Below are 22,858 nucleotides of genomic sequence, written 5' to 3' on the forward strand. Positions count from 1 at the left end.
CTTCCTTGTCGGTGCGTGCGCGGGACCCGGGGGCGGGGCACGGCTCGCGCCGCCGGCGGCGGGCGCGGTCCCCATCCTAGTCGGTGTCCGGAGACCGCCCGGGGGCCTCCCCGGTGCCGGCGCCGGCCTGCTCCGGCCGCTCGCCGCCATCCGGCCGTCCGTCATCCGGCCGTCCGCCGCCCGGCCGTCCGGCGCCCCCGGCCGCGGTCCGGGTGCGGTCGGCCTTGCGCCCGCGCTTGAGCGCGGCCTGGAGGCGCTCCTGGGCCCGGGTCCGGCGGAAGCGCTGGAGCTGGGCCATGATCTGGTCCCGGGTCAGCTCGTTGCGGCTGGCGTGCTTCTTGATCTCCCAGGGGAAGTAGTAGGGCTCCCACGGGATCTCGTCGTCCCCCTTCCAGGTCCCGCCCACGAGGTAGCGCACCACCGTGTTGAGGAAGGCCATCACGGGCACCGCGAACAGGGCGCCGGCGATGCCGAAGAGGATCGTGCCGGAGGCCACGGCGAGGAACACGGCCAGCGGGTGCAGGGACACGGCCCGGCCCATGACGAGGGGCTGCAGGACGTTGGACTCGATCTGCTGCACCAGGAGGACGAACGCGAGCATGGCCAGGGCGGTGCCGAAGCCGTTGGCCACGAGGGCGACGAGCACGGCGACCGCGCCGGTCAGCACCGCGCCCACGATCGGGATGAAGGAGCCGAGGAAGACGAGGATGCCGATGGGCAGGGCCAGGGGCACGCCGAGGAAGAAGGCGCTCAGGCCGATGCCCACGGCGTCCACGAACGCCACGAAGCCCTGGATCCGGGCGTACTGCACGAGCGAGTGCCAGCCCCGCCGCCCGGCGCCGTTGACGGCGCGCCGGGCGCTGACCGGGAACAGCCGGACCAGGAAGAGCCAGATCCGCTCCCCGTCCATGAGGAAGAAGAGCAGCGTGAACAGCATGATGATGATGCCGGTCAGGACGTTGCCGGCCGTGGAGCCGAAGGACATGGCCCCGTTCAGGATGGCCTGGCTGTTGTCCTGCACCGTGGTGCCGAGCTCGTCGATCCAGTCGTTCACGCTGTCCGCGCTGAGGTTCAGGGGCCCGTCCTCGAGCCAGCCCAGCAGCTGCTGGGTGCCGACCACCACGTTCTCGGACAGCTGGGCGAAGCCGAGCACGATCTGCCGCCCGGCCAGCACGAGCAGGCCCACCACGAGGCCGATGAAGCCCAGGACGGTGAGGCCCGAGGCCAGACCGGCGGGCACGTGCTGGGCCCGCATCCCCTTCACCAGGGGGAACAGCAGGCCGGCGAGCAGCCCCGCGATGAGCACGGGGATGATGACCACCGTGATCGTGGAGAGCATGTAGCCGAACAGGCCCACGGCCGCGAGGATGATGAGCAGCCGCCACGACCAGGCGGCGGCGACGCGCACCGAGACCGCCACACCCCCGGCGGCGTTGCCGTGCAACGGCGGGAGCTCGTTGCCGGGCCCCGGGAGCGGGGGACGCTCGGCGTCGTGCGCAGTGGAAGGCATGGCATCATCCTTCCACGGCCGGACGACCGGCAGGTGACGCGGGGCCGACACCGGCACCCGGTTCCTCCGGGTGCGGACCGGACGGGAGCGCCTCTGCCGGGGACGGCCGACGCGGCTGTCGCGGAAACCGCCGCCGGGCGCCCGCGGTGACAGACTGGCGCCATGTCACGTGCGTTCCTCCGGATCCTCGCCCAGCGGCGTCCCGCCTCCGCCCTGACCCCGGATGCCCGCCGCGGGAGGAGCTGGAGGCCGTGCTCCGCGCGGCCGCCGGCCCGGCCGCCGCGGACCCCGGGCTCAGCTGGCGGGTGGCCGTGACCACGCGCCGCTCCGCGCCCGAGCTGGCGGCGGCGGCCGCGGGCATGCGCCGGGTGCCCACCATGAGCACGCCGTTCCCCCGGCTCAAGGGCAAGCAGCTGCGGCGGCTGGCGACGTTCCGGGGGTCGCTGCAGTGGGCGAGCACCGGGGGGCTGGGGTGCGCGCTGGTGTTCAGCCCCGACGACGCCCTCGGGGCGCCGCGCAAGGAGCAGCTCGCCGCCGCGCACGGGGCCCGCCCGCTGCTCGAGGCCGCCTTCTGGGGCGCGGGCTGGGCCACCGCCTGGGCGCCCCGTGACGGCGCGGACGAGGACGCGCTGCGCGCCTTCTACGGGCTGGGCTCCGACGAGAAGGTGCTCGGCTGGCTGTTCGTGGGGCGTCCGCCGCGGGGGGCCGCCGCGGCGCACGCGGCCACCCTTCCCGCGCCCGGTCCGCGGATCACCTACCACTGAGGCCACCGCCCGCCCCGGGGCGGGACAGCGGACACGGCGACGGCCCGGCCCCGTGAGGGGACCGGGCCGTCGCCGGTGGCGGAACCTGGGAACGAGGACCTAGTTGGAGGTCATCTCCCGGATGATCGCCAGGATGCGCAGGATCTCGATGTAGAGCCACACGAGGGTGACGGTCAGGCCGAAGGCCGCGGACCAGGCCATCTTCTCCGGGACGCCGACCTCGACACCGCGCTTGATGTTCTCGAAGTCGAGCACGAAGCTGTAGGCCGCCAGCAGGATGGCGATCGCGCCGATGGCCAGGCCCAGCCACGGGCCCAGGGGGCTGTCCGTGCGGATGTTGAAGCCGAACAGCAGGACGGCACCCAGGTTGACCAGGGCGAACACGACGTAGGCCATGAGGGCGACCATGAAGATCTTGGTCGCCCGTGCGGAGGCGCGCAGCTTGCCCGAGCGGAAGAGCACGAGCACGGAGCCGAACACCGCGAGGGTGCCGATCACGGCCTGGACCGCGATGCCCGGGTACATGCTCTCGAACATTCTCGAGATGCCGCCGAGGAACATGCCCTCGAACAGGCCGTAGGCCAGGATCAGCGCCGGCGAGGGCTGGCGCTTGAAGACGTTGACCATGGCCAGGACGAACCCGATCAGGGCGCCCGGCAGGGTCAGCACGGGCATGATCCAGCCGGCCAGCGCACCGACCACCACGGCGCCGAGCACCGTGGCGGTGCGCATGATGACGTCGTCGTAGGTCATCCGGCCGGTCTGGTTGGTGCCCGCCGCCGGAGCGTTGTACATCGAGTCCAGCCGGTCGGCGGAGTACGGGCCGGTCTGACCGTATCCGGCCTGGCCGTATCCGGGCTGCTGGTAGGGGGTCCCGTAGGAGCTCTGCCCGTACTGGGTCCCGTGGGACTGCTGGGCGCTGCCTGCGCCCTGCTTGGTGAAATCGCGGAGGAGCGGGTTCCCGCCGGCCATGTGTCGGTCCTTCCCTGGCACTGCTGTGCGTGATGTCCCTCAAGGGTAGCAACGCAGGCATCGTGGAAGCAGGGGAACGGCTGTGCTTAAGCCGAGGGCGTGGCGCGGACCGCGGTGCCCGCTCCCGCGGAGGGCACCGCCGGGGCGGGGCATTCCCCGCGCGCGGGGCCGGGCACCCGCCCGCACCCTGCTCACCGTCCGGCCGGCGGCGCCGCTGGGCGGTGCCGCCGGCTCGGCGGCGCCGCCGATCAGGGGTAGAGGCCGCGGGTGAGGTGGGCGTCGGCGACCCGCTGGACCGCCGTGACGGTGGCAGCCTCGCGCAGGCTCAGTCCGCGCTCGCCGGCGACCTCGAGCACCTTGCCCCAGGCCGCGAGCATCCGGGCCTCCAGGCGGGCGTCGACCTCGGCCGCGGACCACCAGTAGGCCTGGTTGGACTGCACCCACTCGAAGTACGAGACGATCACCCCGCCGGCGTTGGCGAGGATGTCCGGGACCACCAGCACACCGTTGGCGGCCAGGATCTCGTCGGCCGCGGCCGTGGTCGGCCCGTTGGCCCCCTCCACCACGACCGACGCGGCCACCTCGGCCGCGTTGCCGGCGTGCAGCACGCCCTCCACGGCGGCCGGCACCAGCAGGTCCACCTCCAGCCCCAGCAGCCGTTCGGCCGGGAGCGGGTCCGCGCCCCCGAAGCCGACCACGGAGCCGGTCGCGGCCACGTGCTGGGCCAGCGCGGGCACGTCCAGCCCGCCGGCGCGGTGGACCGCCCCGTACTGGTCCGAGGCCGCGACGACCTCCACCCCGGCCTCGGCGAGGAACAGGGCGGCCCCGGCACCGACCTTGCCGAAGCCCTGCACCGCGGCGGTGGCCCCGGCCGGGGCGATCCCCCGGTGGGCCAGGGCGGCCAGGGCGATGTGCACCACGCCGCGGGAGGTCGCCGCGGAGCGGCCCAGGGACCCGCCCACGGACACCGGCTTGCCGGTGACCACCCCGGGCACGGTGTAGCCCACGGACACGGAGTAGGTGTCCATCATCCAGGCCATGGTCTGCTCGTCGGTGCCGATGTCGGGAGCGGGGATGTCCCGCTCGGGGCCGATGATCGGCAGGATCTCGGAGGTGTAGCGGCGGGTGACCCGCTCCAGCTCGCCCCGGGAGTAGCGGCGGGGGTCGATCGTGATCCCGCCCTTGGCCCCGCCGTAGGGCACGTCCAGGAGCGCGCACTTCCAGGTCATCCACATCGCCAGGGCCCGCACCTCGTCCAGGTCCACGGCCGGGGAGAAGCGCAGCCCGCCCTTGGCGGGGCCGCGGGAGAAGTTGTGCTGCACCCGGTGGCCGGTCAGCACCTCCACGCTCCCGTCGTCACGGCGCAGCGGGATGGACACGGTCATCTCCCGGCGCGGCCGGGCCAGCAGGGCGTGCAGCCCGGTCTCGTAGCCGAGGGTGCGCACGGCCGCGGCCAGCTGGGTCTGGGCCTCGGCGAGCGGGCCGGTGCCCGCCGCCGCCTCCCCCGGGGCGTCGGCGGCGGGAGCGAGGACGGGGGTGGTCATGGGATCTCCTTCGATGCGGATGACGCGGCTCGGTCGGCGCGGTACGGCCCGGTGCACGGACCGGTTCGCCGGGAGGCCGGGGCGCAGGGCGGGGCGGGGGCCGACGGCGGAGCGGGGCCCCCGCGGACCCAGGTCCGCACGTCCCGACACTGCGAGACTAGGCTCACACCCGCGCGGCACAGTGCCGCTGTCCACCCCGCCCGGTGTGCAGAGTGCCCACCGGGCGCGGGGGTGCGGCGGGTGCCGGCCGGGCGTCCGGGACCGGCGGCGCCCACGCCGGCGCCCGGCCGGCTCTAGCCGTCGTGGACGCGGAGGGCGATCCAGAGGTCGGCCCGCAACTGCGGGTCGTCCAGGGAGCGGCCCAGGGCCTGCTCGACGGCCTGCAGCCGCTGCAGCATCGTGTTGCGGTGGATCCCCAGCTCGGCCGCCGCCTGCCGCCGGTTGCCGTTGTGGGCGAGGAAGGTCCGCAGCAGCCCCAGCAGCTGCTCGCCGCCCTCCCGGGCCCTGACCGGCGCCAGCAGGTCCCGGGCGAAGGCCCGCGCCGCCTCGGGCGGCAGGAGCCCGGCGAAGCCACCGGCCACCAGGTCGTCCCAGACCCCCACCCGGTGCCGGGCCGTGGTGCGCCCCAGCACGTCGAGGGCCTGGTGCTCGCTCGTGCCCGCGGCCTCCACGGGCGCGGCGCCGCCGACTCCGGCACGGGCGCCGGAGCGCTCGACGACCTCGCGCAGGGCCCGGAGCAGCTCCGGGTCGTCCTCCACCAGCACGGCGACGTCCGCCTCCCCGGCCCCGTCCTGCGCCGCGGCGCCCACCAGCGCCCGGTGGCCGGTGCGGTCGGCGAATCCCTCGATCCGCCGGGCCGCCTCCCGGACCGGCTCCGCGTCCCCGCGCAGGCGCACCACCCGCACCCTTCCGGACGAGCCGGCCCAGCCGCCGTCCTCGGCGACCGCCAGCAGGGCGTCCCCGGAGCGCACGTCGCCCCCCAGGACGAGGGCCAGGGCTCCGGCGCGGACCCGGCGCCGGAACAGGGCGCGCTCCCCCGCCCGCTCGGCGTGCAGGGAGAGCAGGGCCACGGCGGTGGTGATCGCCCCGGCCTGGGCCCGCTCCGCGGGCCGGGGCGTGACCACGACGAGGTAGGTGAGCGGCACGCCCTGCACGCCCAGCGGGTGGACCACGATGCTGCCCGCGGGCCCGGACTCGCTCAGCGACCCCCGCAGCCGCGCGGGACGGAGCCGGTCGACGAGCTCCTCCAGGCTCCGCCCCGTGGGCAGCTCCGGGACCACGGGCGCGGACCGGTGCGTGATCTCGGCGTCCGCGGTGCAGATCGCCGCCCAGCTCCCCTCGATGAGCCCGGCCAGGGACTCCAGGACCCGGGTGGATCCGTCGGCGCCCGTGGCGGCGCGCGTGAGCGTGCGCTGCATGGTGAGCATGGCCTCCAGGGCGGTGCGCTCCTGGGCGGCCCGCATCTCTGCCACGGCCTGGATCAGCTCCAGGAACGGCGTCTCCTCGGGCACGCTGAACAGGGTGAGGCCGGCCTCCCGGGCCGCCTCGACCAGCTGCTCCGGCACCTCGGGGTGGGACAGGCTGCGCCCGACGCCCATGCCGAGGGCCACGACCCCCTTCTCGGCGAGGCGGCGGGCGTAGCGCCCCCAGGAGGGCCGGTCGACCGGGCTGTTGAGCCCGGTGAACAGGACGATCTCCCCGCCGTTGAGATAGGGGGTGGGGTCGGCCAGCTCGCTGGTGGCCACCCAGCTCACGGGGGCGCCCGTGTCCCCCTCGACGACCATGCGCAGGCCCAGGCCGTCGAGCCCGAGCACCTGGGCGACCGTGATCACTGATGTGTCCTTCCGTGCCGGCCGGGAGGACGACGGCCGTGGCGGCGTCCCGCCCCCGGCCGCGGCGCGCCGGCCCGCACCGCTGCCGCCGAGACTATCGTGCCGGTCCGGGCGAGGGCGCGGCTCCCGGACCGGCGCGGTCGGCGGGCGGGACCGTCCGGAACGGCCCCGCCCGGGATCGCCGTGGCAACAATTGTTGCTCCGCGGACAACGTGCTGACAGACTGTGCCGGGCATCACAGCCCGCAGCGCCGGCGGACTCCCGCCCGGCGCCGGTTCCTGCGAGAAAGGCCGCCCATGAAGATCGCCGTGCTCCAGGCCGAGGCCACGGTCCTCGACCTGGAGGCCAACCTCCGGGTCGTCGACGACGCCGCGCGGCGGGCCCGCCAGGACGGCGCGGACCTGCTGCTCACCCCGGAGCTGTTCCCGTGCGGCTACAGCCCCGAGCTGGTCCGGCAGCGGCTGACGGCCGAGGACCTGCGCCTGATCGCCGACCGCGCCGCCGCGATCGCCCGCCGCCACGGGATCGCCCTGGTCTACAGCGCCCCCCGGGAGGGCGCGGGCGGGCGCTGGCACATCGCCGCCACGCTCCTCGACGACGCCGGGCGGGCCGTGCTGAGCTACGACAAGGTGCACCTGTTCGGGGAGGAGGAGCGGCGGGCCTTCGCCCCCGCCGAGGACGCCCCGCAGGTGGTGGAGCACGGCGGCCTGCGGGTCTCGCTGCTGATCTGCTACGACGTGGAGTTCCCGGAGAGCGTGCGCGCCGCCTCGGACCAGGGCGCGGAGCTGCTGCTGGTCCCGACCGCCCTCGGCGCCGGGTTCGCGGCCGTGCCGAACATCCTCCTCCCGGCCCGCGCCCTCGAGAGCCAGGTGGTGATCGCCTACGCCAACCACTGCGGCACCGAGAGCGGGCTGGAGTTCGGCGGGGAGAGCGTGGTCGCCGGCGCCGACGGGAGCCTCCTCGCCCACGCCGGCGCGGGCCCCGACCTGGTGCACGCCGTCGTGGACTCGGCCCTCGTGGCCGCCGCCCGCGAGCGCGTGCCCTATCTGCGGGACCGCCGCCCGGACCTGTACGGGCGCTGGGGCGGGCGCTCGGCCCGCTGAGGGACTACGGCGCCCCGGGCACGAACTGCAGGGCGATCAGCAGCTCCGCGCGCACGCGGGCGTCGTCGAGGTCCACGCCCAGCAGCTCGGCGACCTGCTGCACGTGCCGGCGCACGCTGTTGCGGTGCAGGCCGAGCCGGCGGCTGCAGGCGTCCCAGCTGCCGTGGGCGTCCAGCCAGCACCGCAGCGTGGCGAGCAGCAGCTCCCGGCGCTGCTCGGGCAGCTGCTCCAGCGGCGCGAGGAGCCGGTCCGCCACCAGCCGCCCCGACTCCGGGCCGAGCAGGCCCGCCACCGACCACGGAACGTCCTCCGCGCGCAGGCTCCCGCCGCCGGCCCGCAGCCTCCGGCGCAGGGCGGAGACCTCCTCGTGCGCGGCCCGCAGACCGGACGGTTCCACGGGCCGGCCGACGGCCACGACCCACCCCTGCGACTCGAGGTCCGTGACCAGCCGGCCGGGCACCGGCGAGCGGGTGACGGTGACGAAGCCGTACTCGGTGAGCTCCACGAGCCGGGTGTCGAACAGCCGGCGCAGCTGGAGCAGCTCGGGGAGCTCGTCGGGGATCCGCGGGGGCCACGGCCCGTCGTGGCCCCGCCCGCGGACCCCCTGCACCACCCGCACCGGCTCCCCCTCGGGGCCGGCGACGCTCTGCGCCAGCGCCCGCAGCACGGCGCGATCCCCGGGCTCCCCCGCCCCCAGCAGCAGGGCGGTGGCGAGGCGGCTCGGCGCCAGGTTGCCGACCGTGCGCTGACGCAGGAGCACCTCGAGCAGGCCGACGGCGACGGAGACCGCGGTGTGCTGGGCCGGGGAGAGCGCGGCGGACGCTCCGAGGACGAGCGTGCCGAGGTTGACGTCGCGCTCGCTGCGCAGGGGGTGGCCGACGACGACGGCCGCCCCGGGCTCGGCGAAGCTGGCCACCTCGACCCGCGGGCCGCTGCCGGCGAGGATCTTCTCCTGGAGGGGGCGCAGCTGCTCCTCGTCGAGGACGGGACGGCCCGCGGAGGCACTGATCCGCCCGTCGGCACCGGTGAGCACCGCCCACGCCCGGACCTCCGCGGCCAGCACCTCCAGGAGGGAGCTCTCCGGGGCGCCGGAGAGCACGGCCCTGAGCATCCGGCGGTTGGCCTGGACCAGTTGCCGCGCCATCCGGTCGTTCTCCGCCTCCAGCACGGCGGCGAACCTGCGGGTGACGGCGACGAACGGCGTGTGCTCCGCGACCCGCACCAGGGGCAGGCCGTGCTGCGCGCAGGCCGGGGCGAGCCCGGCGGGAAGAGCTTCGTGCACCGGGGAGACGCCCAGCCCCAGGGCGGTGACCCCGGCGGCGGCCAGCCGCGCGACGTAGTCGGCGACCTCCGCCGGCGACCGTCCGGCCAGCGGGACCCCGGCGGTGAGAAGAAGCTCCCCGCCCGGCAGGAAGGGCGTGGGATCCTCCAGCTCGCTGGTGGCCACCCAGCGCAGCGGCGGGGCCGACGCCCCCGCCCAGGAGGTCACCAGCTCCAGCTCCGCCGGCATCTGCGCCAGCAGGCGGTCCAGGGTCAGCTCCCCCCAGCCCTCCGTGGCGGCTGGTTCCCGCAGTGGTGCATTTCCGCTCATGCGAGGGAACTATAGGACACTTCGTCCCGCCTGAGATGCACGTCACATCCCTAGGGTGTGTGGTGCCCCGCAGGTCGTTCGTCGAAAGGGACGCCACCATGACCACAACACCCACCCTGCCGGACCGGCGGTCGCGCCCGGGCCTCCCGCTCGGCAGCCAGCTGGTCCGGCGCAAACCGCTGCACCAGATGGCGCGCGAGTCCGAGACCGCCAGCACCGGGCTCATCCGCAGCTTCGGGCTGCTGCAGCTGACCATGATCAGCGTGGGCGCCACGCTCGGAACGGGCATCTTCGTGGTGCTCGGGGACTCGGTGCCCCTCGCGGGGCCGGCGGTGTGGATCTCGTTCGTCATCGCCGGTGTGGCGGCCATGCTCTCGGCGCTCTCGTACGCGGAGATGGCCGGCGCCGTGCCCGTCTCCGGGTCCAGCTACTCCTACACCTACGCCACCATGGGCGAGGGCCTCGCCTGGATCTGCGGCTGGTGCCTGCTGCTGGAGTACGCCGTGTCCGTCGCCGCCATCGCCGTCGGCGCCGGGGAGTACCTCACCGAGATGGCCACGGCGTTCGGCGTCACCCTCCCGGAGGCCTTCGTGCAGCCGCCCGGGGACGGCGGTGTCTTCAACGTCCCCGCCGTCGCGGTCGTGCTGCTCGCCACGGTGGTCCTGATCCGGGGATCGCGCGAGAGCGCCTGGGTGAACACCGTGCTGGTGGTGCTCAAGATCGCCGTCCTGCTGTTCTTCGTGGCCGTGGCGTTCACGGCCTTCGACTCCCGCAACTTCGCCCCGCTGCTCCCGATGGGCACCGCCGGCGTCACCGCCGCGGCGTCCCGCCTGTTCTTCTCCTACATCGGCTTCGACGCCGCCTCCACCGCCGGGGACGAGGCCCGCGATCCGCAGCGGGACCTGCCGCGGGCCATCATCCTCTCCATGGCCCTGATCACCTCCCTGTACATCCTCGTCGCGGTGGCCGCCATCGGTGCCCGCCCGTGGCACTGGTTCGACGGCCAGGAGGCCGCCCTCGTGGGCGTCCTGCAGGAGATCACCGGACGCCCCTGGGTCTCGCTCGTCTTCGCCACGGGCGCCGTCGTGGCCATCGTGAGCATCGTGCTCGTCGTCCTCTACGGGCAGACGCGCATCCTGATGGCCATGTCCCGCGACGGTCTGGTGCCGCCCGTCTTCGGCCGGGTGTCGGCCCGCACGGGCACCCCGATCGCGAACACGCTGATCACGGGCGGCGTCATCGCCACCACGGCGGGGCTCGTGCCCCTGGGCGAGCTGGCCGACGCCACGAGCATCGGCACCCTCTTCGCCTTCAGCCTGGTCAGCCTCGCCGTGATCCACCTGCGCCGCACCCGCCCCGACCTGCCCCGGACCTTCCGGGTGCCGTTCTATCCGGTCACGCCGATCCTCGCCGTGCTCATGTGCGCCTTCCTCATGCTGAATCTGGGAGGCTCCACCTGGGTGGTGTTCGCCCTCTGGATGGCCGTCGGCGCCGGCGTGTACCTCGGCTACGGCCGCAGGCACTCGGCCGTGGCCGCCCTGACCGACAGTGAGTACGCGGAGGCCTCCGCCCCTGTGACCCCGACCCACGAGACCGTGAAGGACACCGCATGACCATCGCGACCGACATCAACCACTCCGGCGCCGGCGCCGCGCCGATCACCATGCTCAGCCCCGACTTCCCGTTCGGCTACGACACCTACCTCCAGCACCCGGCGGGACTGGGCAGCGTGCCCGAGGCCGCACTCGGCACGAAGGTCGCGGTGATCGGGGCGGGCCTGTCCGGGCTCGTGACGGCCTACGAGCTGATGAAGCTGGGCCTGCACCCCGTGGTGTACGAGGCGGGCGAGATCGGCGGGCGGCTCCGCACGGCCTCGTTCTCCGGCGCGCCGTCGGTGACCGCCGACCTGGGCGGGATGCGGTTCCCGGTCTCCGGCCGGGCCTTCTACCACTACGTCGACAAGCTGGGGCTGCGCACCGAGGCGTTCCCCAACCCCCTCTCCGAGGTCACCCCGAGCACGGTCATCGAGCTCGGCGGCCGGTCCCACTACGCCCGCACCCCCGACGAGCTGCCCGCGTTCTTCCAGGAGGTCGCCGACGCCTGGCACCACGCGGTTGACGACGGCGCCCAGTTCCTGCAGATGCAGGAGGCGATCAAGGCCCGCGACACCCGCCGGATCAAACAGCTCTGGAACGAGCTGGTCCGCGACCTCGACGAGCAGACCTTCTACGGGTTCATCGCCGCCAGCACGGCGTTCAAGGAGGCCGGTTTCGAGCACCGGGAGGCCTTCGGTCAGGTGGGCTTCGGCACGGGGGGCTGGGACACCGACTTCCCCAACTCCATCCTCGAGATCCTCCGGGTGGTCTACACCGACGCCGACGACGGTCACCGCAGCATCGCCGGCGGCGCCCAGCGGCTCCCCGAGGCGCTGTGGCACCACGCCCCGGAGGACATCGCCCACTGGCCCGCCGGGACGTCCCTCGCCTCGCTGCACCACGGCTCCCCCCGGGGCGCCGTGGCCCGGATCTCGCGCCCCGCCACCGCCGACGGCGGCGTCGGGGACCTGCGCATCGAGGAGAAGTGGGGGCGCGCCGCCGAGTACCGCGCGGTCGTGGCCACCTGCCAGTCCTGGCTGCTTTCCACGCGGATCCACACCGAGGAGGGACTCTTCCCCGCGCCGCTGTGGACCGCCATGGAGCGCTCGCACTACATGCAGTCCTCGAAGACGTTCGTGATGGTGGACCGCCCCTTCTGGAAGGACGTCGACCCGGCCACGGGGCGGGACACCCTGAGCATGACCCTGACCGACCGTCTGCCGCGCGCCACCTACCTCCTCGACGACGGCCCGGACCGGCCGGCCGTGATCCTCCTGTCCTACACCTGGAACGACGACGCCCTGAAGTGGCTCGCCCTCGACGCCGACGGCCGGGTGGAGCTGATGCTGCACTCCCTGAAGCAGATCTATCCGGACGTGGACATCGCCTCCCACATCGTCGGGGAGCCGATCACCGTCTCCTGGGAGGCCGACCCCAACTTCATGGGCGCCTTCAAGGCCAACCTGCCCGGCCACTACCGCTACCAGCAGCGCCTGTTCACCCACTTCGCGCAGGAGGGCCTCCCGGAGCACCAGCGCGGGATCTTCCTGGCCGGGGACGACATCTCCTTCACCGCCGGCTGGGCCGAGGGGGCGGTGACCACCGGCCTGAACGCCGTGTGGGGCGTCGTCCGGCACCTGGGCGGGGCGAGCGCCCCCGGCAACCCCGGGCCGGGAGACCTCCTCGACGAGCTCGGGCCGATCGCCCTGGACTGAGCACCACGCCCCGGCGGTCCCCCGGGCCGCCGGGGCGGCCCCACATCTGCGGACAGACAAGTGTTTGCTGGTGCACACATTCTGGTGGAGAACATCCCTCACCGCCGGAGGCCCACCATGCCCGACTCCTTCGTCTCGTGGGTGCTGCTGGCCGCCATCCCCGTGCTGCTCGTGGTCGGGGGCCTGTCCGCCCTGCACTGGAGCCGCTACATCGGCACGCTGACCCGGCTGCACCGATCCCGCAGCGGGGCGCAGGCCGCCCTGGCCCCGTCCACGGTGGCATGGCTGGAGCTGCGCGGGGAGCAGCAGTACCGCCGGGCCTACCGCCGCACGTGGGAGCTCGTGGGCGTGCTGACCCTGGGGCTGGCCGTGGCGCTGGCCGCCGGCTGAGCGGCCGGAGATCCCCGATGGTGCAGCTGCCCGGCGTCCTCGTGCTCTACGGATGCCTCGTCGTGGCCGCCTCCGTCGCCACGTCGGCGTGGAGCCTGGTCCAGGCCGGGCTGCACCGCTCCGGGCCCGGCCGGCGCCGGGCCCCCGGATCGCGGGCGGCCGCGGCCGCGCACCTGGACCGGGCCGTGGCCGGCGCAGGCCTGGCCGCGGCGACCGCCGCCCTCCCCCTCGGCCTCAGCCACGCGCAGCTGCTCCACGTCCTCCTCACGGCGCTCTGATCACTCCGGCCCCACGGGCCTCGCCGCACGGCCCACGACGCCGCCGCGGGCCGCACGTCCGCGCTCAGACCAGCGGGACCAGACCCGACCGCAGCAGCGGCAGCCCGCGCACCGTGAGGAACTGCTCGATCGTGGTCACCGACGGCGACGTGCGGTCCTCCTCCGCGTCCCACACCGCCTCGCACTCGTCGCAGAACTGGACGATCTCCTGCGTGGCGGTCACCCGGTAGCGGGCCACCGTGCCCCAGTCGCACTCGGTGCACTCGTTGGACTCCATGCCAGCGCACTCCTTCGGGCCGTCCCGGCCGGTCCCGGGAGGTCGTCGATGTACCGAGGACCCCACTGCACCGGTGCATCGGTGCGCTCGCGAGGTCCTCGATGGATCAGATTGTGCACCCGGACGCCCCCGTCACGGAAGAGCCCCGCCCCGCCCACCGCAGCTCCGGTCCGCGCACGGCCGGGAAGCGGAACACGCCGATCCGCAGTAAGGTCACCTCCATGCTGGTCCAGCCGTACGAGATGATGGACGCCCGACAGGCCGCCGACGCGCTCGACGCCTATCTGGCCGAACGCGACCCGGCGCTGCGGCGTCTGCGCGGCGCCCTGGCGGACGGCGGCCTGGACCCTGACGAGACGCTCGACGGGTCGGTCTACTCCGTCTCCCCGCTGTGGGCCTGGATCACCGCACGGATCACCGAGCTCGGGGTGGACCCGCACGCGCTCGCCGATGATCCGACCCGGCCCGGCTGGCCGTCCTGGGCACGGCACGGCCGGCTCGTGGACCCGCACCCACCGGCCGAGACGATCGCGCTGGTCGACGGCTTCGCCTCCTACCTCGGCCGGGTGATCGACGCCGCGGCCCCCGACGCGGCTGGCAGGTCGGGGAGCACCTCCTCGCCGACCACCCGCTGCTCAACTATCCCGTGCTCGCCACCGACCACCACCAGATCTTCCTGCCCGCCCTCCCGCTCTACAGCGCCTACCAGTCCGCTCACGGCCGATCCCCCATGAGCGGGTCGGAGATGCTCGCCCACACCCGCCGCACGATCGACGCCCTGAACGGAGAGGGCCCGGAGGCCGCCGCCATCGAGGAGCCCCTCGTGACGGTGGTCGCCGAGATCGACTGCTTCGACGTCGGCCTGCGCGAGGACATCCCCGCCGACCACCCGCAGATCGTGCCGCAGCTGATCGACGAGCTGTGCGCCCGGGACGGCGTCGAGTCCGTCCACCGCTACGGGCCCGCCGCCCTGGTCGTCGACGTCCCCGACTGGGACGAGCTGCGCCTCAAGCTGTGGTGCACCCTGTGGCTGCAGCGCCATCTGCCGCGCTGACCCGGCGCGCAACCGTTCAGCCGCAGGTGCCGTGGAGGCCCGGAACCGCCCCGGCACCGCGCGTTTCCGCGCGGTGCCGGGAACGGTGGGCACGTGTACGCCTGGGTCCTGCCGTGGGGCGCCGGGGCGTGGCCGGGCACGGCCGGCGTCACGATGTGGTCGACGGTCACGGACCGGTGGCGATCGCGTCGAAAGGCTTGGAGACGCCCGCGTGCGGTGCCTAGCGTCGGAGACAGCACGTCCCGGACAGCAAGGACCAGGAGTGGAGGCCGTCTTGAACGACACGCACACATCCGTCGTGGGGCCCGTGCCCGGCGCGGGCGATGACCGCCGAGAGGCGGTCACGCGCGCCCTCGCGGCCCTCAACGCCCACGACGCCGCGGGCTTCGCCGCGGGCTTCGGCCAAGACGCGATCGTCTACACCCCCGCCGCACCCGGACCGCTGCAGGGCCGGGAAGCCATCGAGCAGGACACCCGCGGATGGATCAGCGCCATGCCGGACATGACGCTCGAGCTGGAGGAACTGCTCGAGGACGGATCCACGAACGTGCTCCGGCTGATGTTCGTGGGCACCCACACCGGGCCTCTGTCGATGCCGGCCGGGGAGGTGCCGGCGACCGGACGCCGCGTCTCGGTCCCCATGGCGGTCTTCGACCGGATCGGAGAGGACGGTCTGACCGCGGAGGAGCACCGCTACCTGGACATCATGGGCCTGGCCCAGCAGCTCGGCCTGGTCTGATCCGTCCCTGCACCACCGCCCCGGTACGACCGCTCCAGAGTCCTCGCCCCCGCCGCGGTGGGGCGCGGGACGCCGGGCCCGACCGGTCGGGGTCGGTCAGCGCGGACCCGCGCGTCCGGCGGTCGTGGGCCCGGCCCAGCACTTCGCCCGGGCCCGGGCCAGCTTCTCCGTCTGCCGCAGGTCGACCGCGACGCCGGCCACCCCGGTCAGCAGGGCGGCGGTGATGAACTCGATCTCGGCGAAGTGGACGGCCGCGCAGAACAGGACGGCGGTCAGCACGGCCAGGCCCGCCCGGGTGGCCGTCCGCGTCGCCGCGGCTGTCTCGTACGGGCTGCGCGTCGTCGGTGTGCTCATGGTGGCCGAGCCTGCCACCGTCTCCTGTGCTGCACCTGGGTCGAAGCCGGGAGTGCCCCGCCGGGTGCGGCCGCCTGTGCCTGCGACGCGTCGACTTGCAGCAGCCCGGCGTGACGGCGGTCGTCACGGCCGGTCCTGGGAGGCGAGGGTGTCGTCGAGCCAGTCCAGGACGCGGCGGTTGAGCAGGGACCGGTTCCGCATCTCGCAGTGCTCGCCGGCTCCTTCGGCCGCGGCGAACTCCAGCACCGTGGTCGGAGCCGACAGCGCGGCGGCGAAGTCGGCCACCCCGGCCGCCAGGGGACCGTTCTCCGCGCGGGTCAGCAGCACCGGGCAGTGGATCCCGGCGACGCGGTCGCGCAGGGTGAACCGAAGGGTCTGGGTGAGGAAGCCGCGCAGGTCGGTGACCCCGTTGGCCCAGAATCCGCGCCGGAGCACTCCCCAGGCCGGTCCGGGGTCGGCGCGCACGCCCTGCCGGACACAGCGTCACCCTGTGCATCAGCGGCGCACCGGCCGCATCCCGAGGAGGGTTCCCCCGATCCGAGCGGGGGTATGGTCATGCCCATGGGGGATCTGCTCTACGAGCTGATGGACGCCCGGCAGGCAGCGGACGCGCTGGACGCCTACCTGGCCGAACGCACCGGTGGGCTGCGCCGGCTGCGCGGGGCCCTGTCCGGCGCCGGTCTGGATCCCGAGGAGATGCTCGAGGGCTCCGTCTACTCGATCTCCCCGTTGTGGGCGTGGATCATTGCCCGGGCCATCGAGCTCGGGACCGTCCCGATGTCCCTGACCGAGGACCCCACCCGCCCCACCTGGCCGTCCTGGGCCCGGCACGGCCGACTGGTGGATCCGCACCCGCCGGCGGAGACCATCCTCCTGGTGGACGGCTTCGTGTCCTACCTCGGACAGATCCTGCGCACTGCCGTGCCCGAGGCGACCTGGGGCGTCGGAGAGCACCTGATCGGTGACCACCCGCTGCACAACCGGCCGGTGCTCGCCGCCGGTCACCACCAGATCTTCCTGCCCGCCTTCCCGCTCTACGGCGCCTACCAGTCAGCCCACGGGAGGTCCCCGCTGTCCGGGACGGAGATGCTCGATCACACCCGACGCACCATCGACGCCCTGCACGGACTGGGCCCGGAGGCCACCGACCTCCAGGAGCCGATGGTGACGGTGGTCGCCGAGGTCGGCTGCTTCGACGTCGGCCTGCGCGAGGACATCGCCGCGCACCCCGGGCTGGTGGAACAGCTGATCGCCGAGCTCGCCGACCGCGACGGTGTCGTGGCGGTGCACCGCTACGGACCCACCGCACTCACTGTCGACTTCCCCGACTGGGACGAACTCCAACTGAAGCTGTGGTGCACCCTGTGGTTGGAACGCCATCTGCCGCGCTGAACCGCCGGCTGGTCGCCGGGGCGGTGGTCACCGTGGCCGTGCTCGTGGCCGTGCGATCCAGCTCCCCGGCGCAGCGCACACACGTCCGCACCACCATCGGGCGCCGCCCGTAGAGTCCGCCTCACGGCGATGACGCACTACCTGAAGATGACCAGGCGCCAGGCCGCCCACGCCCTGGAGGAGTACTTGTCCGAACGCCCCGCGGCACTGGCCCGGCTGCGCGAGGAACTCGCCATCGACGGCCCGGACCCGGACGCCCTGCTGGACGGGACCCCGCAGTCCCTCACCCCGCTGTGGGTGTGGGTCGCCAGCCGCATCATGACTCCGGAGGACGAGGACGTCCCCTGGGTGCTCAAGAGCCCGCTCGGCGCCTCGGAAACCTATCCTCCGAACCTGGTCGTCGTCGAAGCCAACCGGCTGCGCCGCGGCATGGGCCCACTGCGCGAGGACGAGATCACCGAGTACGCGACCACCGTCATCACCGAGCTGCGCGGGAAGAACGAGCCGGTCCCCGTGGTGGACGAGCCGCTCGTGGAGGTCGGGGCCGACGGCGACGAAGGGGTCTTCGACGTCGGACTGCACGAGGAGATCGCCCACGAGCACTCACACACGGTGAACCGGTTGGTCAAGGAGCTTGCCACCCAGCCCGGCGTCGTCTCGGCCCACCGGGAGGACCGGGAGGTGGTGCTGGTGCGCGCCCCGGACTGGGACGCCCACCAGCTCGAGCAGTGGGTCCTCGACTGGCTGAAGGCGCGGATCGCCGAACTGGGCTGAGCCCCACGGGCCGCGCACTGCACATCTCCGACCGCACCGTCTGACGCCCGGTCATCACCTCACGGTCGCCGCCGCGACCACCGTGGAGCTCACGCCCCGATGCGTCATCCCCGCTCCCTCGCAGCTGCACGACCTCCGCCCGACCGAGTTCGCCGGCGTCGCGAGCACCACGATCCACCCGCACGGGAGCTACGAGGCGCTGGCCTTCACTGTCAACGACCTCACCGGGGTCGGCCTCTCCGGCGCCGACTTCGGCGACTGCTCCTCCACCGCGCTGAACACGCTCCCCGATCAGGGCTTCAGCCGCCCACGCCGTCCGCTCCCCTACCGTTGGGACATGGATCTCGTTTCGACGTTCCCGGGTGCGGCTATCGCCTCTGTCTTCTGGATCGCGGTCAGCCCGTCCCGCCGCCGCGTAGAAGCCAGCCACCGGGCAGAGGAGAAGTGATGACCACGTCCATCTGCAGTGACCAGGCCAGCCGTTGAGTCCGGCCCGGTTCCACGACGACTGGATCCACGCTCCGAGCATCATGGCTTGGATCGGGTTGTTGATCGCGGTTGGCCTCGCTCTGTCGACCTACCTGTTCGAGGGTCTCGCCATGAAGTGGGCTGTCGCCGTGACGCAGTACGTGGCGGCTTCCCTTCTCGGCTGGTGGTGGGTGCGCCGGCGAGCTGTCGAGGCACGGGCACGAGAAGCTGAAGGACTCCGCTCATGACCGGTGCCCCTGCCGCTCTGGTCCTCGGCGAGGCCACCGGCGCGAATCCGATCCTCCCCACGCACTGGGAGTTCACTGCGCTGCTGGCCGGCGGAGTGCTGATCGCGCTGGTCGCCGTCGCGGTGGTCTCCCTTTCACGGGACCGTCACTACACCGCGGTCCAGCGATTGCTGTGGCTGCTCGTCATCATGGCGGCCCCAGTCCTCGGCCCGCTCCTGTGGCTGGCCGTCGGCCGGCGCCGCGCACCCGAGCCTCGGAGGGGCTGACGACATGACGACAGAACGCAGCCACGACGGGACCACCTCATCCGCGACCTCAGTTCCGCCTCGCACGCGACCTCGCTACTGGGTGCTGCAGGTGCTGCTGCGCGTGGTCCCGGTCGTCGTCGTGCTGCAGGGGAGCTTCGAAGTGCTGCTGCGCAACAACTGGTTCGTCACCGACTCCCCGTACATGCCCGGACTCGTGGCCGCGATGCTCGCCTTCGTGCCGGCGGGCATCTGGGCGGTGGCCGACGGATACCGGTACGTGCCCACGCCGCAGGTGGTCGCCCTGTGGGCTGCGGCGGGAGCCATGGTGGCGGTCGTGAACCTGGTCTACGGCTACATGATGGGTCTGTGGGGGATGGTGCTGGACCTTCCGCTGGGCGATCTGGCGCGGATGGTGGAGCCGCTTTTCGTGCACGCGGTGATGTACGCCGCGCCCGCCGCCCTGCTTGCCCTGCTGGGCGCCGGCCTGTATCGCTACCGCGAGTCGCACGCCTCCTCCTAGACCAGAGGCTCGGAGCCCCGCCGCGCCTTCTTCCGAGCCTTCCGCCTGTCGTGCCACCGCGTCCCGAGGACCGAGCCGACGACCAGCCCGATCGCCAGCAGCATGTTGTCGGTGCGCACGGCATGCCGGATGAGGAACGCGAGCAGGAACGGCAAGGCGATCAGTGCCAGGAGCCCCCGCCGTTCGGCCCGGCGCACCCGAGCCGATGGCGAGGCCCGATGCCGCGGGCATCTCCTGCTCGCCGACCACCCCGCCGCTTCTCACGAATGTCGAGCACCGCAGCCACCACGAGCACCACAGCCATGCCGAACAGCATCCACCCGCCCCAGCTTCCTCGGGTGGTGAAGACCACGGCGCCGACCACCGTCACCGCGGCCAGCACCACGATCGTCCATGAGACTCTCGTCCCCACGACGCTCCCCTCTCCCCCCGCGCCCCCGATGCTCGCATCCTGGCACGCCGGCGACTCCGCCGTCCTTCCCCTCATGTGTACCTGTCACGCCGCCTCGACCCGCCGGTAGCGTCAGCGCCATGGACCAGTCCGCCCCGCGCACCGACGAGGTGCCTGTGCCGACGGCTGGTCCCGTCCTCTTGATCGTCACCGGGATCGAAGCCGTGCGTGCTCCCAAGGCCTGGGCCTACCTGCTCGCCCTGCACACCGCCGACCGCACCGGCTGAGGACCTGGAACAGGAGACACCATGACTAAGGGAAGAGCTCCGATCAGCGGGGCCATCGCGATCGCCTGCGGCGTCCTCTTCGTCGCCGCAGTGGTCCTCGCGCTGATCGGCATGATGTCGTGGTTCACAGCGGCCAACTCGCTGCTCACCTTCGTCATCACCGTGCTCACCTGGCGGCGCTTTCGGACCAGCGACCTCGAGTACCGCCGGCGCATGGAGCGCCTGGACCAGCGACTGCGCGCCGAGCAGTAGACCGCCGCCGTCGCGCGGGCCTGCACACCGCCGGCCGCACCGGCTGACGACCCGGCCGCACATCTCGCTGAACCCCCCGGCTACCGTGGAACCCATGCCCCGACGCACCATCCCCGCTCCCCCACGGCTGCACGACCTCCACCTGCCCGAGCTCGCCGACGGCGCGAGCACCACGATCCACCCGTACGGCAACTACGAGGCGCTGGCCTTCACCGGCGACGACCTCACCGGGGCCGACCTCTCCGACATCGGCTTCAGCGACTGCTCCTTCACCGCGCTGAACACCCACGAGCTGGAACTCACCAGCACCCGCATCGCCGACTCCCAACTGTCCCGGCTGGACATCCCCACCGTCGCAGCCGCCTACGCCCGATTCCGGAACACCGTGCTCGAGCACTCCCGGCTCGGGGTGCTGCAGTGCATCGAAGGCACCTGGGACGCCGTCCACGTCCGCGGCGCCAAGCTCGGCTACCTCAGCCTGCGCGGAGCCACCGTGCGCGACGTGCTCTTCACCGACTGCGTCATCGGCGAGCTGGATCTGACCGGCGCCCGGGTCGAACGGCTGGCGTTCACCGACTCCGAGCTCAGCACCCTGGACGTCTCCGGGGCGACCTTGCGCGACGTCGACCTGCGCAGGCTCGACCTACTGGAGATCACCGGCCTGAGCCACCTGCGCGGGGCGACGATCGACCATCTCCAGCTCCAGCAGCTGGCCCCTCAGCTGGCCGCGCACCTGGGCATCGACGTCGAGGACTGAGCACACGCTCGGTGGCCGGTCCGTCGGCCCCGGTCTTGGCCCTGACCCAACCAGTCGTCCTGGCCGTCACCGACGTAACCCGGCAGCACCGCGTCCTCGGCGACCTCCAGCCGAACACGGTAGACCGGCAGACGGTGCTCTGCCGAGCACCCCGGCAGCTGGGTGCCGGCGCCGGGGACCGCGTCGAGCTCCACGGCCACTTCGCTGCTGGGCCGCACGGCAAGTTCACCCGGGTGCGGTCCCTCGTCGAAGGCGTAGTGCAGCCCTTGGATGGTGCGCACGGTGCCGGTCACCGGCGGGTGCGGCACACGCTCGGGCGTCTCGCCGTGGTGCTCCTCGCGGCAGCGCCGCACCGTGCCGGCGTCCTTGATCGGGCTCGGGCCACCAGCTTCCAGGTGACGGTCGCCCGATCCGGAACGGGTCTCCGCAGCAGTGCTGCTCCCACTCACTGAGCTCCACCTCGATCATCATGGAGTCAACCTAGCGCCGCGTCAGGCAGCATCCGCCCTGGCCGCTGCCGGTGCCTCCGGGCCATACCCCGCCGACATGCCCGCTCGTCCGCGCCACGGCCGGCGCGGGGGAGCGAGACTCCGAGTCGTCGTTCCGTCGCGAGGCAGCGGCCGACATGCCGGGACGAAGCACGTCAAGCCGCAATTCGCGTGGGCCGGTATCGAAGGGCGACCGCCCCCGACCGGAACTCGTGGCGGTCCACGAGCTCGAGCTGGACGCGCTCGCGCAGACCGGCGAGCAACGTCGGCCCGTGCCCGGCAAGGACCGGCTGCACCAGGAACTCGTACTCGTCGATCAGTCCCAGATCCGCCAACGCCGTCGGGAGCGTCACGCCACCCACCCACAGGCCGTTGCCCGGCTCCTGCTTGAGCCGCTGAACCGCTTGCCCCAGGTCGCCCTGCACCAGCTCGGCGTTCCAGTCGACCCCGCTCAGCGTGCTCGACACGACGTACTTCTTCACCCGGTCGATGGCCTCGGCGAAGGGGGTCTCCCACTCGTCCATCCAGTCGGGCCACGGGCCCGTGGCCGGCTTCCGCCACGCCGACTCCATCATCTCGTAGGTCACCCGGCCGAACAGCAGGGCATCGGCTCGCTCCATCTCAGCGGTCCAGTAGCGCATCGACTCCTCGTCCGGGGGGAGCCCCGCCTCGTGATGACAGCAGCCGTCGAGCGTGACGTTGATCGAGTATCGAAGTGGTCTCATCTCGTTGTCCTCCCTTGTTGTGGTGCCGGCTCGGCTGCCTCAGCGGCCGGCCTGCTCCGTGCCACACCCCGTTCCTCGGCGAGGTGATCGCACTTCCGCCGGATCGCCCCGGCCACCCGGTAGGACTTCGCGGCCGAGACGACCACCGACGTCGACCCGGTGCTGATGCGCACGCTGGGCCCGCCCGTCAGGTAGCCGGCGGCCCGGTCGTCCAAGCGGCGCCGGCCGATGCGCCACCACTCGGTGCGCGGCCCGACGGCCGCCTCGGTGATGTCCTCGTAGGGAATCCTCGCCTTGTGCAAGCCGAGCCGGATGTCCACGGCGTCGTCCTCCAGTCGAATGACGACCGATCTGTGCAGAGCGAACGAGTACGCCGTGAAGCCGATGAAGAACACCGGTCCGGTCGTCAGAAGATACGGCCCCTCCGGTACGAGCGCGGACGCGACCATGATCAGCGCGAAGAACACGACGGCGATCGCGACCCGGATCCGCCACGACTGGAACGTGACGAACCGCGGTGTCTCCTCATCGGCACGATCGGTCATGCCTCATGATCGCCGACCGCGCAGGCCGGGGGTAGACCCGGCGCC

30 protein-coding genes are annotated in these 22,858 nt (G+C 73.2%); 17 read left to right on the forward strand and 13 right to left on the reverse strand.

What is annotated here, in order from left to right; all coding sequences use genetic code 11:
• Positions 1-76: 76 nt before the first annotated feature.
• Positions 77-1,510, reverse strand: coding sequence for an AI-2E family transporter (locus tag BJF77_RS16065; protein ID WP_075872797.1), 1,434 nt, complete (start codon positions 1,508-1,510; stop codon positions 77-79).
• A gap of 251 nt (positions 1,511-1,761) precedes the next feature.
• Here BJF77_RS16065 and BJF77_RS16070 point away from each other — a divergent pair, with 251 nt between their 5' ends.
• Complete coding sequence (locus BJF77_RS16070) at positions 1,762-2,274, forward strand: hypothetical protein (protein ID WP_075872798.1); 513 nt, start codon at positions 1,762-1,764, stop codon at positions 2,272-2,274.
• 99 nt (positions 2,275-2,373) lie between these two features.
• Here BJF77_RS16070 and BJF77_RS16075 read toward each other — a convergent pair whose 3' ends face one another.
• From BJF77_RS16075 to BJF77_RS16085, 3 genes are all read right to left on the reverse strand, one after another.
• Positions 2,374-3,246, reverse strand: coding sequence for a Bax inhibitor-1/YccA family protein (locus BJF77_RS16075; protein WP_047804065.1), 873 nt, complete (start codon positions 3,244-3,246; stop codon positions 2,374-2,376).
• Between the two features lie 248 nt (positions 3,247-3,494).
• Entirely contained in the window at positions 3,495-4,790 is a 1,296-nt protein-coding gene (locus tag BJF77_RS16080) for a Glu/Leu/Phe/Val dehydrogenase (RefSeq protein ID WP_075872799.1), read from the reverse strand.
• Between the two features lie 293 nt (positions 4,791-5,083).
• Positions 5,084-6,622 carry a PucR family transcriptional regulator gene (locus BJF77_RS16085; RefSeq protein WP_075872800.1) on the reverse strand — a complete coding sequence of 513 codons (1,539 nt, stop codon included), beginning with the start codon at positions 6,620-6,622 and terminating at the stop codon, positions 5,084-5,086.
• 296 nt (positions 6,623-6,918) lie between these two features.
• On the opposite strand from BJF77_RS16085, the gene BJF77_RS16090 reads away from it, so the two are divergent.
• Complete coding sequence (locus BJF77_RS16090) at positions 6,919-7,725, forward strand: carbon-nitrogen hydrolase family protein (protein ID WP_075872801.1); 807 nt, start codon at positions 6,919-6,921, stop codon at positions 7,723-7,725.
• Between the two features lie 4 nt (positions 7,726-7,729).
• Here BJF77_RS16090 and BJF77_RS16095 read toward each other — a convergent pair whose 3' ends face one another.
• Positions 7,730-9,316, reverse strand: a complete 1,587-nt coding sequence (locus BJF77_RS16095) for a PucR family transcriptional regulator (RefSeq protein WP_075872802.1) — start codon at positions 9,314-9,316, stop codon at positions 7,730-7,732.
• 98 nt (positions 9,317-9,414) lie between these two features.
• Here BJF77_RS16095 and BJF77_RS16100 point away from each other — a divergent pair, with 98 nt between their 5' ends.
• From BJF77_RS16100 to BJF77_RS16115, 4 genes are all read left to right on the forward strand, one after another.
• The gene (locus tag BJF77_RS16100; RefSeq protein WP_047804060.1) at positions 9,415-10,929 is read left to right on the forward strand and encodes an amino acid permease; all 1,515 of its coding nucleotides are present in this window, start codon (positions 9,415-9,417) and stop codon (positions 10,927-10,929) included.
• Positions 10,926-12,626, forward strand: a complete 1,701-nt coding sequence (locus BJF77_RS16105; RefSeq protein ID WP_047804059.1) for an NAD(P)/FAD-dependent oxidoreductase — start codon at positions 10,926-10,928, stop codon at positions 12,624-12,626. The genes BJF77_RS16100 and BJF77_RS16105 overlap by 4 nt, the downstream gene beginning before the upstream one ends.
• Positions 12,627-12,743: 117 nt before the next feature.
• The gene (locus tag BJF77_RS16110; RefSeq protein ID WP_047804058.1) at positions 12,744-13,016 is read left to right on the forward strand and encodes a hypothetical protein; all 273 of its coding nucleotides are present in this window, start codon (positions 12,744-12,746) and stop codon (positions 13,014-13,016) included.
• 17 nt (positions 13,017-13,033) lie between these two features.
• The gene (locus BJF77_RS16115; RefSeq protein WP_075872803.1) at positions 13,034-13,294 is read left to right on the forward strand and encodes a hypothetical protein; all 261 of its coding nucleotides are present in this window, start codon (positions 13,034-13,036) and stop codon (positions 13,292-13,294) included.
• A gap of 64 nt (positions 13,295-13,358) precedes the next feature.
• On the opposite strand, the gene BJF77_RS16120 is transcribed toward BJF77_RS16115, so the two are convergent.
• The gene (locus tag BJF77_RS16120; protein WP_047804056.1) at positions 13,359-13,571 is read right to left on the reverse strand and encodes a hypothetical protein; all 213 of its coding nucleotides are present in this window, start codon (positions 13,569-13,571) and stop codon (positions 13,359-13,361) included.
• A gap of 221 nt (positions 13,572-13,792) precedes the next feature.
• Here BJF77_RS16120 and BJF77_RS22110 point away from each other — a divergent pair, with 221 nt between their 5' ends.
• From BJF77_RS22110 to BJF77_RS19685, 3 genes are all read left to right on the forward strand, one after another.
• Entirely contained in the window at positions 13,793-14,305 is a 513-nt protein-coding gene (locus tag BJF77_RS22110) for a hypothetical protein (RefSeq protein WP_255396318.1), read from the forward strand.
• Positions 14,302-14,625 (forward strand): hypothetical protein, encoded by a 324-nt coding sequence (locus tag BJF77_RS22115; protein WP_255396319.1) that lies wholly within the window; start codon positions 14,302-14,304, stop codon positions 14,623-14,625. Before BJF77_RS22110 ends, BJF77_RS22115 begins: the two co-directional genes overlap by 4 nt.
• 274 nt (positions 14,626-14,899) lie before the next feature.
• On the forward strand, positions 14,900-15,364 hold the full coding sequence (locus tag BJF77_RS19685) for an ester cyclase (RefSeq protein WP_158041294.1): 465 nt from the start codon (positions 14,900-14,902) through the stop codon (positions 15,362-15,364).
• A gap of 96 nt (positions 15,365-15,460) precedes the next feature.
• On the opposite strand, the gene BJF77_RS16135 is transcribed toward BJF77_RS19685, so the two are convergent.
• Positions 15,461-15,718 (reverse strand): hypothetical protein, encoded by a 258-nt coding sequence (locus BJF77_RS16135; RefSeq protein ID WP_075872805.1) that lies wholly within the window; start codon positions 15,716-15,718, stop codon positions 15,461-15,463.
• Positions 15,719-15,841: 123 nt separating this feature from the next.
• Positions 15,842-16,183 carry a hypothetical protein gene (locus BJF77_RS16140; RefSeq protein WP_139318616.1) on the reverse strand — a complete coding sequence of 114 codons (342 nt, stop codon included), beginning with the start codon at positions 16,181-16,183 and terminating at the stop codon, positions 15,842-15,844.
• Between the two features lie 96 nt (positions 16,184-16,279).
• On the opposite strand from BJF77_RS16140, the gene BJF77_RS16145 reads away from it, so the two are divergent.
• The 5 genes from BJF77_RS16145 (at position 16,280) to BJF77_RS16170 (ending at position 19,368) form a co-directional block, all read left to right on the forward strand.
• Entirely contained in the window at positions 16,280-17,110 is an 831-nt protein-coding gene (locus tag BJF77_RS16145) for a hypothetical protein (RefSeq protein ID WP_075872842.1), read from the forward strand.
• A 129-nt stretch (positions 17,111-17,239) separates the two neighbouring features.
• Positions 17,240-17,884, forward strand: a complete 645-nt coding sequence (locus tag BJF77_RS16150; RefSeq protein ID WP_075872807.1) for a hypothetical protein — start codon at positions 17,240-17,242, stop codon at positions 17,882-17,884.
• An 82-nt stretch (positions 17,885-17,966) separates the two neighbouring features.
• A complete protein-coding gene (locus BJF77_RS16155; RefSeq protein WP_075872808.1) occupies positions 17,967-18,332 on the forward strand; it encodes a hypothetical protein in 366 nt (121 codons plus the stop codon).
• A 264-nt stretch (positions 18,333-18,596) separates the two neighbouring features.
• Complete coding sequence (locus tag BJF77_RS16165; RefSeq protein ID WP_075872810.1) at positions 18,597-18,866, forward strand: PLD nuclease N-terminal domain-containing protein; 270 nt, start codon at positions 18,597-18,599, stop codon at positions 18,864-18,866.
• A gap of 4 nt (positions 18,867-18,870) precedes the next feature.
• Positions 18,871-19,368 carry a hypothetical protein gene (locus BJF77_RS16170; protein ID WP_139318617.1) on the forward strand — a complete coding sequence of 166 codons (498 nt, stop codon included), beginning with the start codon at positions 18,871-18,873 and terminating at the stop codon, positions 19,366-19,368.
• Here the strand turns inward: BJF77_RS16170 and BJF77_RS20660 are convergent.
• Both BJF77_RS20660 and BJF77_RS20235 read right to left on the reverse strand, forming a co-directional pair.
• Positions 19,365-19,523, reverse strand: coding sequence for a hypothetical protein (locus BJF77_RS20660; protein WP_158041296.1), 159 nt, complete (start codon positions 19,521-19,523; stop codon positions 19,365-19,367). The two genes, BJF77_RS16170 and BJF77_RS20660, sit on opposite strands and share 4 nt — an antisense overlap.
• Positions 19,524-19,528: 5 nt before the next feature.
• A complete protein-coding gene (locus BJF77_RS20235; protein ID WP_139318618.1) occupies positions 19,529-19,753 on the reverse strand; it encodes a hypothetical protein in 225 nt (74 codons plus the stop codon).
• Positions 19,754-19,899: 146 nt separating this feature from the next.
• Here BJF77_RS20235 and BJF77_RS20665 point away from each other — a divergent pair, with 146 nt between their 5' ends.
• The 3 genes from BJF77_RS20665 (at position 19,900) to BJF77_RS16190 (ending at position 21,055) form a co-directional block, all read left to right on the forward strand.
• Entirely contained in the window at positions 19,900-20,046 is a 147-nt protein-coding gene (locus BJF77_RS20665; protein ID WP_158041298.1) for a hypothetical protein, read from the forward strand.
• Between the two features lie 21 nt (positions 20,047-20,067).
• Entirely contained in the window at positions 20,068-20,298 is a 231-nt protein-coding gene (locus BJF77_RS16185; protein ID WP_075872814.1) for a hypothetical protein, read from the forward strand.
• A 94-nt stretch (positions 20,299-20,392) separates the two neighbouring features.
• Positions 20,393-21,055, forward strand: coding sequence for a pentapeptide repeat-containing protein (locus BJF77_RS16190; protein WP_083665219.1), 663 nt, complete (start codon positions 20,393-20,395; stop codon positions 21,053-21,055).
• Here BJF77_RS16190 and BJF77_RS16195 read toward each other — a convergent pair.
• The 3 genes from BJF77_RS16195 to BJF77_RS16205 all read right to left on the reverse strand — a co-directional run bounded on the left by BJF77_RS16195 (position 21,016) and on the right by BJF77_RS16205 (position 22,813).
• Positions 21,016-21,504 (reverse strand): hypothetical protein, encoded by a 489-nt coding sequence (locus BJF77_RS16195; protein ID WP_139318619.1) that lies wholly within the window; start codon positions 21,502-21,504, stop codon positions 21,016-21,018. The two genes, BJF77_RS16190 and BJF77_RS16195, sit on opposite strands and share 40 nt — an antisense overlap.
• A 194-nt stretch (positions 21,505-21,698) precedes the next feature.
• Positions 21,699-22,268, reverse strand: coding sequence for a dihydrofolate reductase family protein (locus BJF77_RS16200; protein WP_075872816.1), 570 nt, complete (start codon positions 22,266-22,268; stop codon positions 21,699-21,701).
• Complete coding sequence (locus BJF77_RS16205) at positions 22,265-22,813, reverse strand: hypothetical protein (protein ID WP_075872817.1); 549 nt, start codon at positions 22,811-22,813, stop codon at positions 22,265-22,267. Before BJF77_RS16205 ends, BJF77_RS16200 begins: the two co-directional genes overlap by 4 nt.
• Between the last annotated feature and the right edge of the window lie 45 nt (positions 22,814-22,858).

Origin of the sequence: Kocuria sp. CNJ-770, assembly GCF_001942375.1 — a bacterium.
Lineage (GTDB): Bacteria > Actinomycetota > Actinomycetes > Actinomycetales > Micrococcaceae > Kocuria > Kocuria oceani.

Bases quoted from the DNA above. Each gene is read 5' to 3' on its own strand.
- BJF77_RS16065 (WP_075872797.1), bottom strand. From the start codon at position 1,510: ATGCCTTCCACTGCGCACGACGCCGAGCGTCCCCCGCTCCCGGGGCCC.
- BJF77_RS16075 (WP_047804065.1), bottom strand. From the start codon at position 3,246: ATGGCCGGCGGGAACCCGCTCCTCCGCGATTTCACCAAGCAGGGCGCA.
- BJF77_RS16080 (WP_075872799.1), bottom strand. From the start codon at position 4,790: ATGACCACCCCCGTCCTCGCTCCCGCCGCCGACGCCCCGGGGGAGGCG.
- BJF77_RS16090 (WP_075872801.1), top strand. From the start codon at position 6,919: ATGAAGATCGCCGTGCTCCAGGCCGAGGCCACGGTCCTCGACCTGGAG.
- BJF77_RS16095 (WP_075872802.1), bottom strand. From the start codon at position 9,316: ATGAGCGGAAATGCACCACTGCGGGAACCAGCCGCCACGGAGGGCTGG.
- BJF77_RS16100 (WP_047804060.1), top strand. From the start codon at position 9,415: ATGACCACAACACCCACCCTGCCGGACCGGCGGTCGCGCCCGGGCCTC.
- BJF77_RS16105 (WP_047804059.1), top strand. From the start codon at position 10,926: ATGACCATCGCGACCGACATCAACCACTCCGGCGCCGGCGCCGCGCCG.
- BJF77_RS16110 (WP_047804058.1), top strand. From the start codon at position 12,744: ATGCCCGACTCCTTCGTCTCGTGGGTGCTGCTGGCCGCCATCCCCGTG.
- BJF77_RS16115 (WP_075872803.1), top strand. From the start codon at position 13,034: ATGGTGCAGCTGCCCGGCGTCCTCGTGCTCTACGGATGCCTCGTCGTG.
- BJF77_RS16120 (WP_047804056.1), bottom strand. From the start codon at position 13,571: ATGGAGTCCAACGAGTGCACCGAGTGCGACTGGGGCACGGTGGCCCGC.
- BJF77_RS22110 (WP_255396318.1), top strand. From the start codon at position 13,793: ATGCTGGTCCAGCCGTACGAGATGATGGACGCCCGACAGGCCGCCGAC.
- BJF77_RS22115 (WP_255396319.1), top strand. From the start codon at position 14,302: ATGAGCGGGTCGGAGATGCTCGCCCACACCCGCCGCACGATCGACGCC.
- BJF77_RS16135 (WP_075872805.1), bottom strand. From the start codon at position 15,718: ATGAGCACACCGACGACGCGCAGCCCGTACGAGACAGCCGCGGCGACG.
- BJF77_RS16145 (WP_075872842.1), top strand. From the start codon at position 16,280: ATGGGGGATCTGCTCTACGAGCTGATGGACGCCCGGCAGGCAGCGGAC.
- BJF77_RS16150 (WP_075872807.1), top strand. From the start codon at position 17,240: ATGACGCACTACCTGAAGATGACCAGGCGCCAGGCCGCCCACGCCCTG.
- BJF77_RS16165 (WP_075872810.1), top strand. From the start codon at position 18,597: ATGACCGGTGCCCCTGCCGCTCTGGTCCTCGGCGAGGCCACCGGCGCG.
- BJF77_RS16170 (WP_139318617.1), top strand. From the start codon at position 18,871: ATGACGACAGAACGCAGCCACGACGGGACCACCTCATCCGCGACCTCA.
- BJF77_RS20665 (WP_158041298.1), top strand. From the start codon at position 19,900: ATGGACCAGTCCGCCCCGCGCACCGACGAGGTGCCTGTGCCGACGGCT.
- BJF77_RS16185 (WP_075872814.1), top strand. From the start codon at position 20,068: ATGACTAAGGGAAGAGCTCCGATCAGCGGGGCCATCGCGATCGCCTGC.
- BJF77_RS16190 (WP_083665219.1), top strand. From the start codon at position 20,393: ATGCCCCGACGCACCATCCCCGCTCCCCCACGGCTGCACGACCTCCAC.
- BJF77_RS16200 (WP_075872816.1), bottom strand. From the start codon at position 22,268: ATGAGACCACTTCGATACTCGATCAACGTCACGCTCGACGGCTGCTGT.
- BJF77_RS16205 (WP_075872817.1), bottom strand. From the start codon at position 22,813: ATGACCGATCGTGCCGATGAGGAGACACCGCGGTTCGTCACGTTCCAG.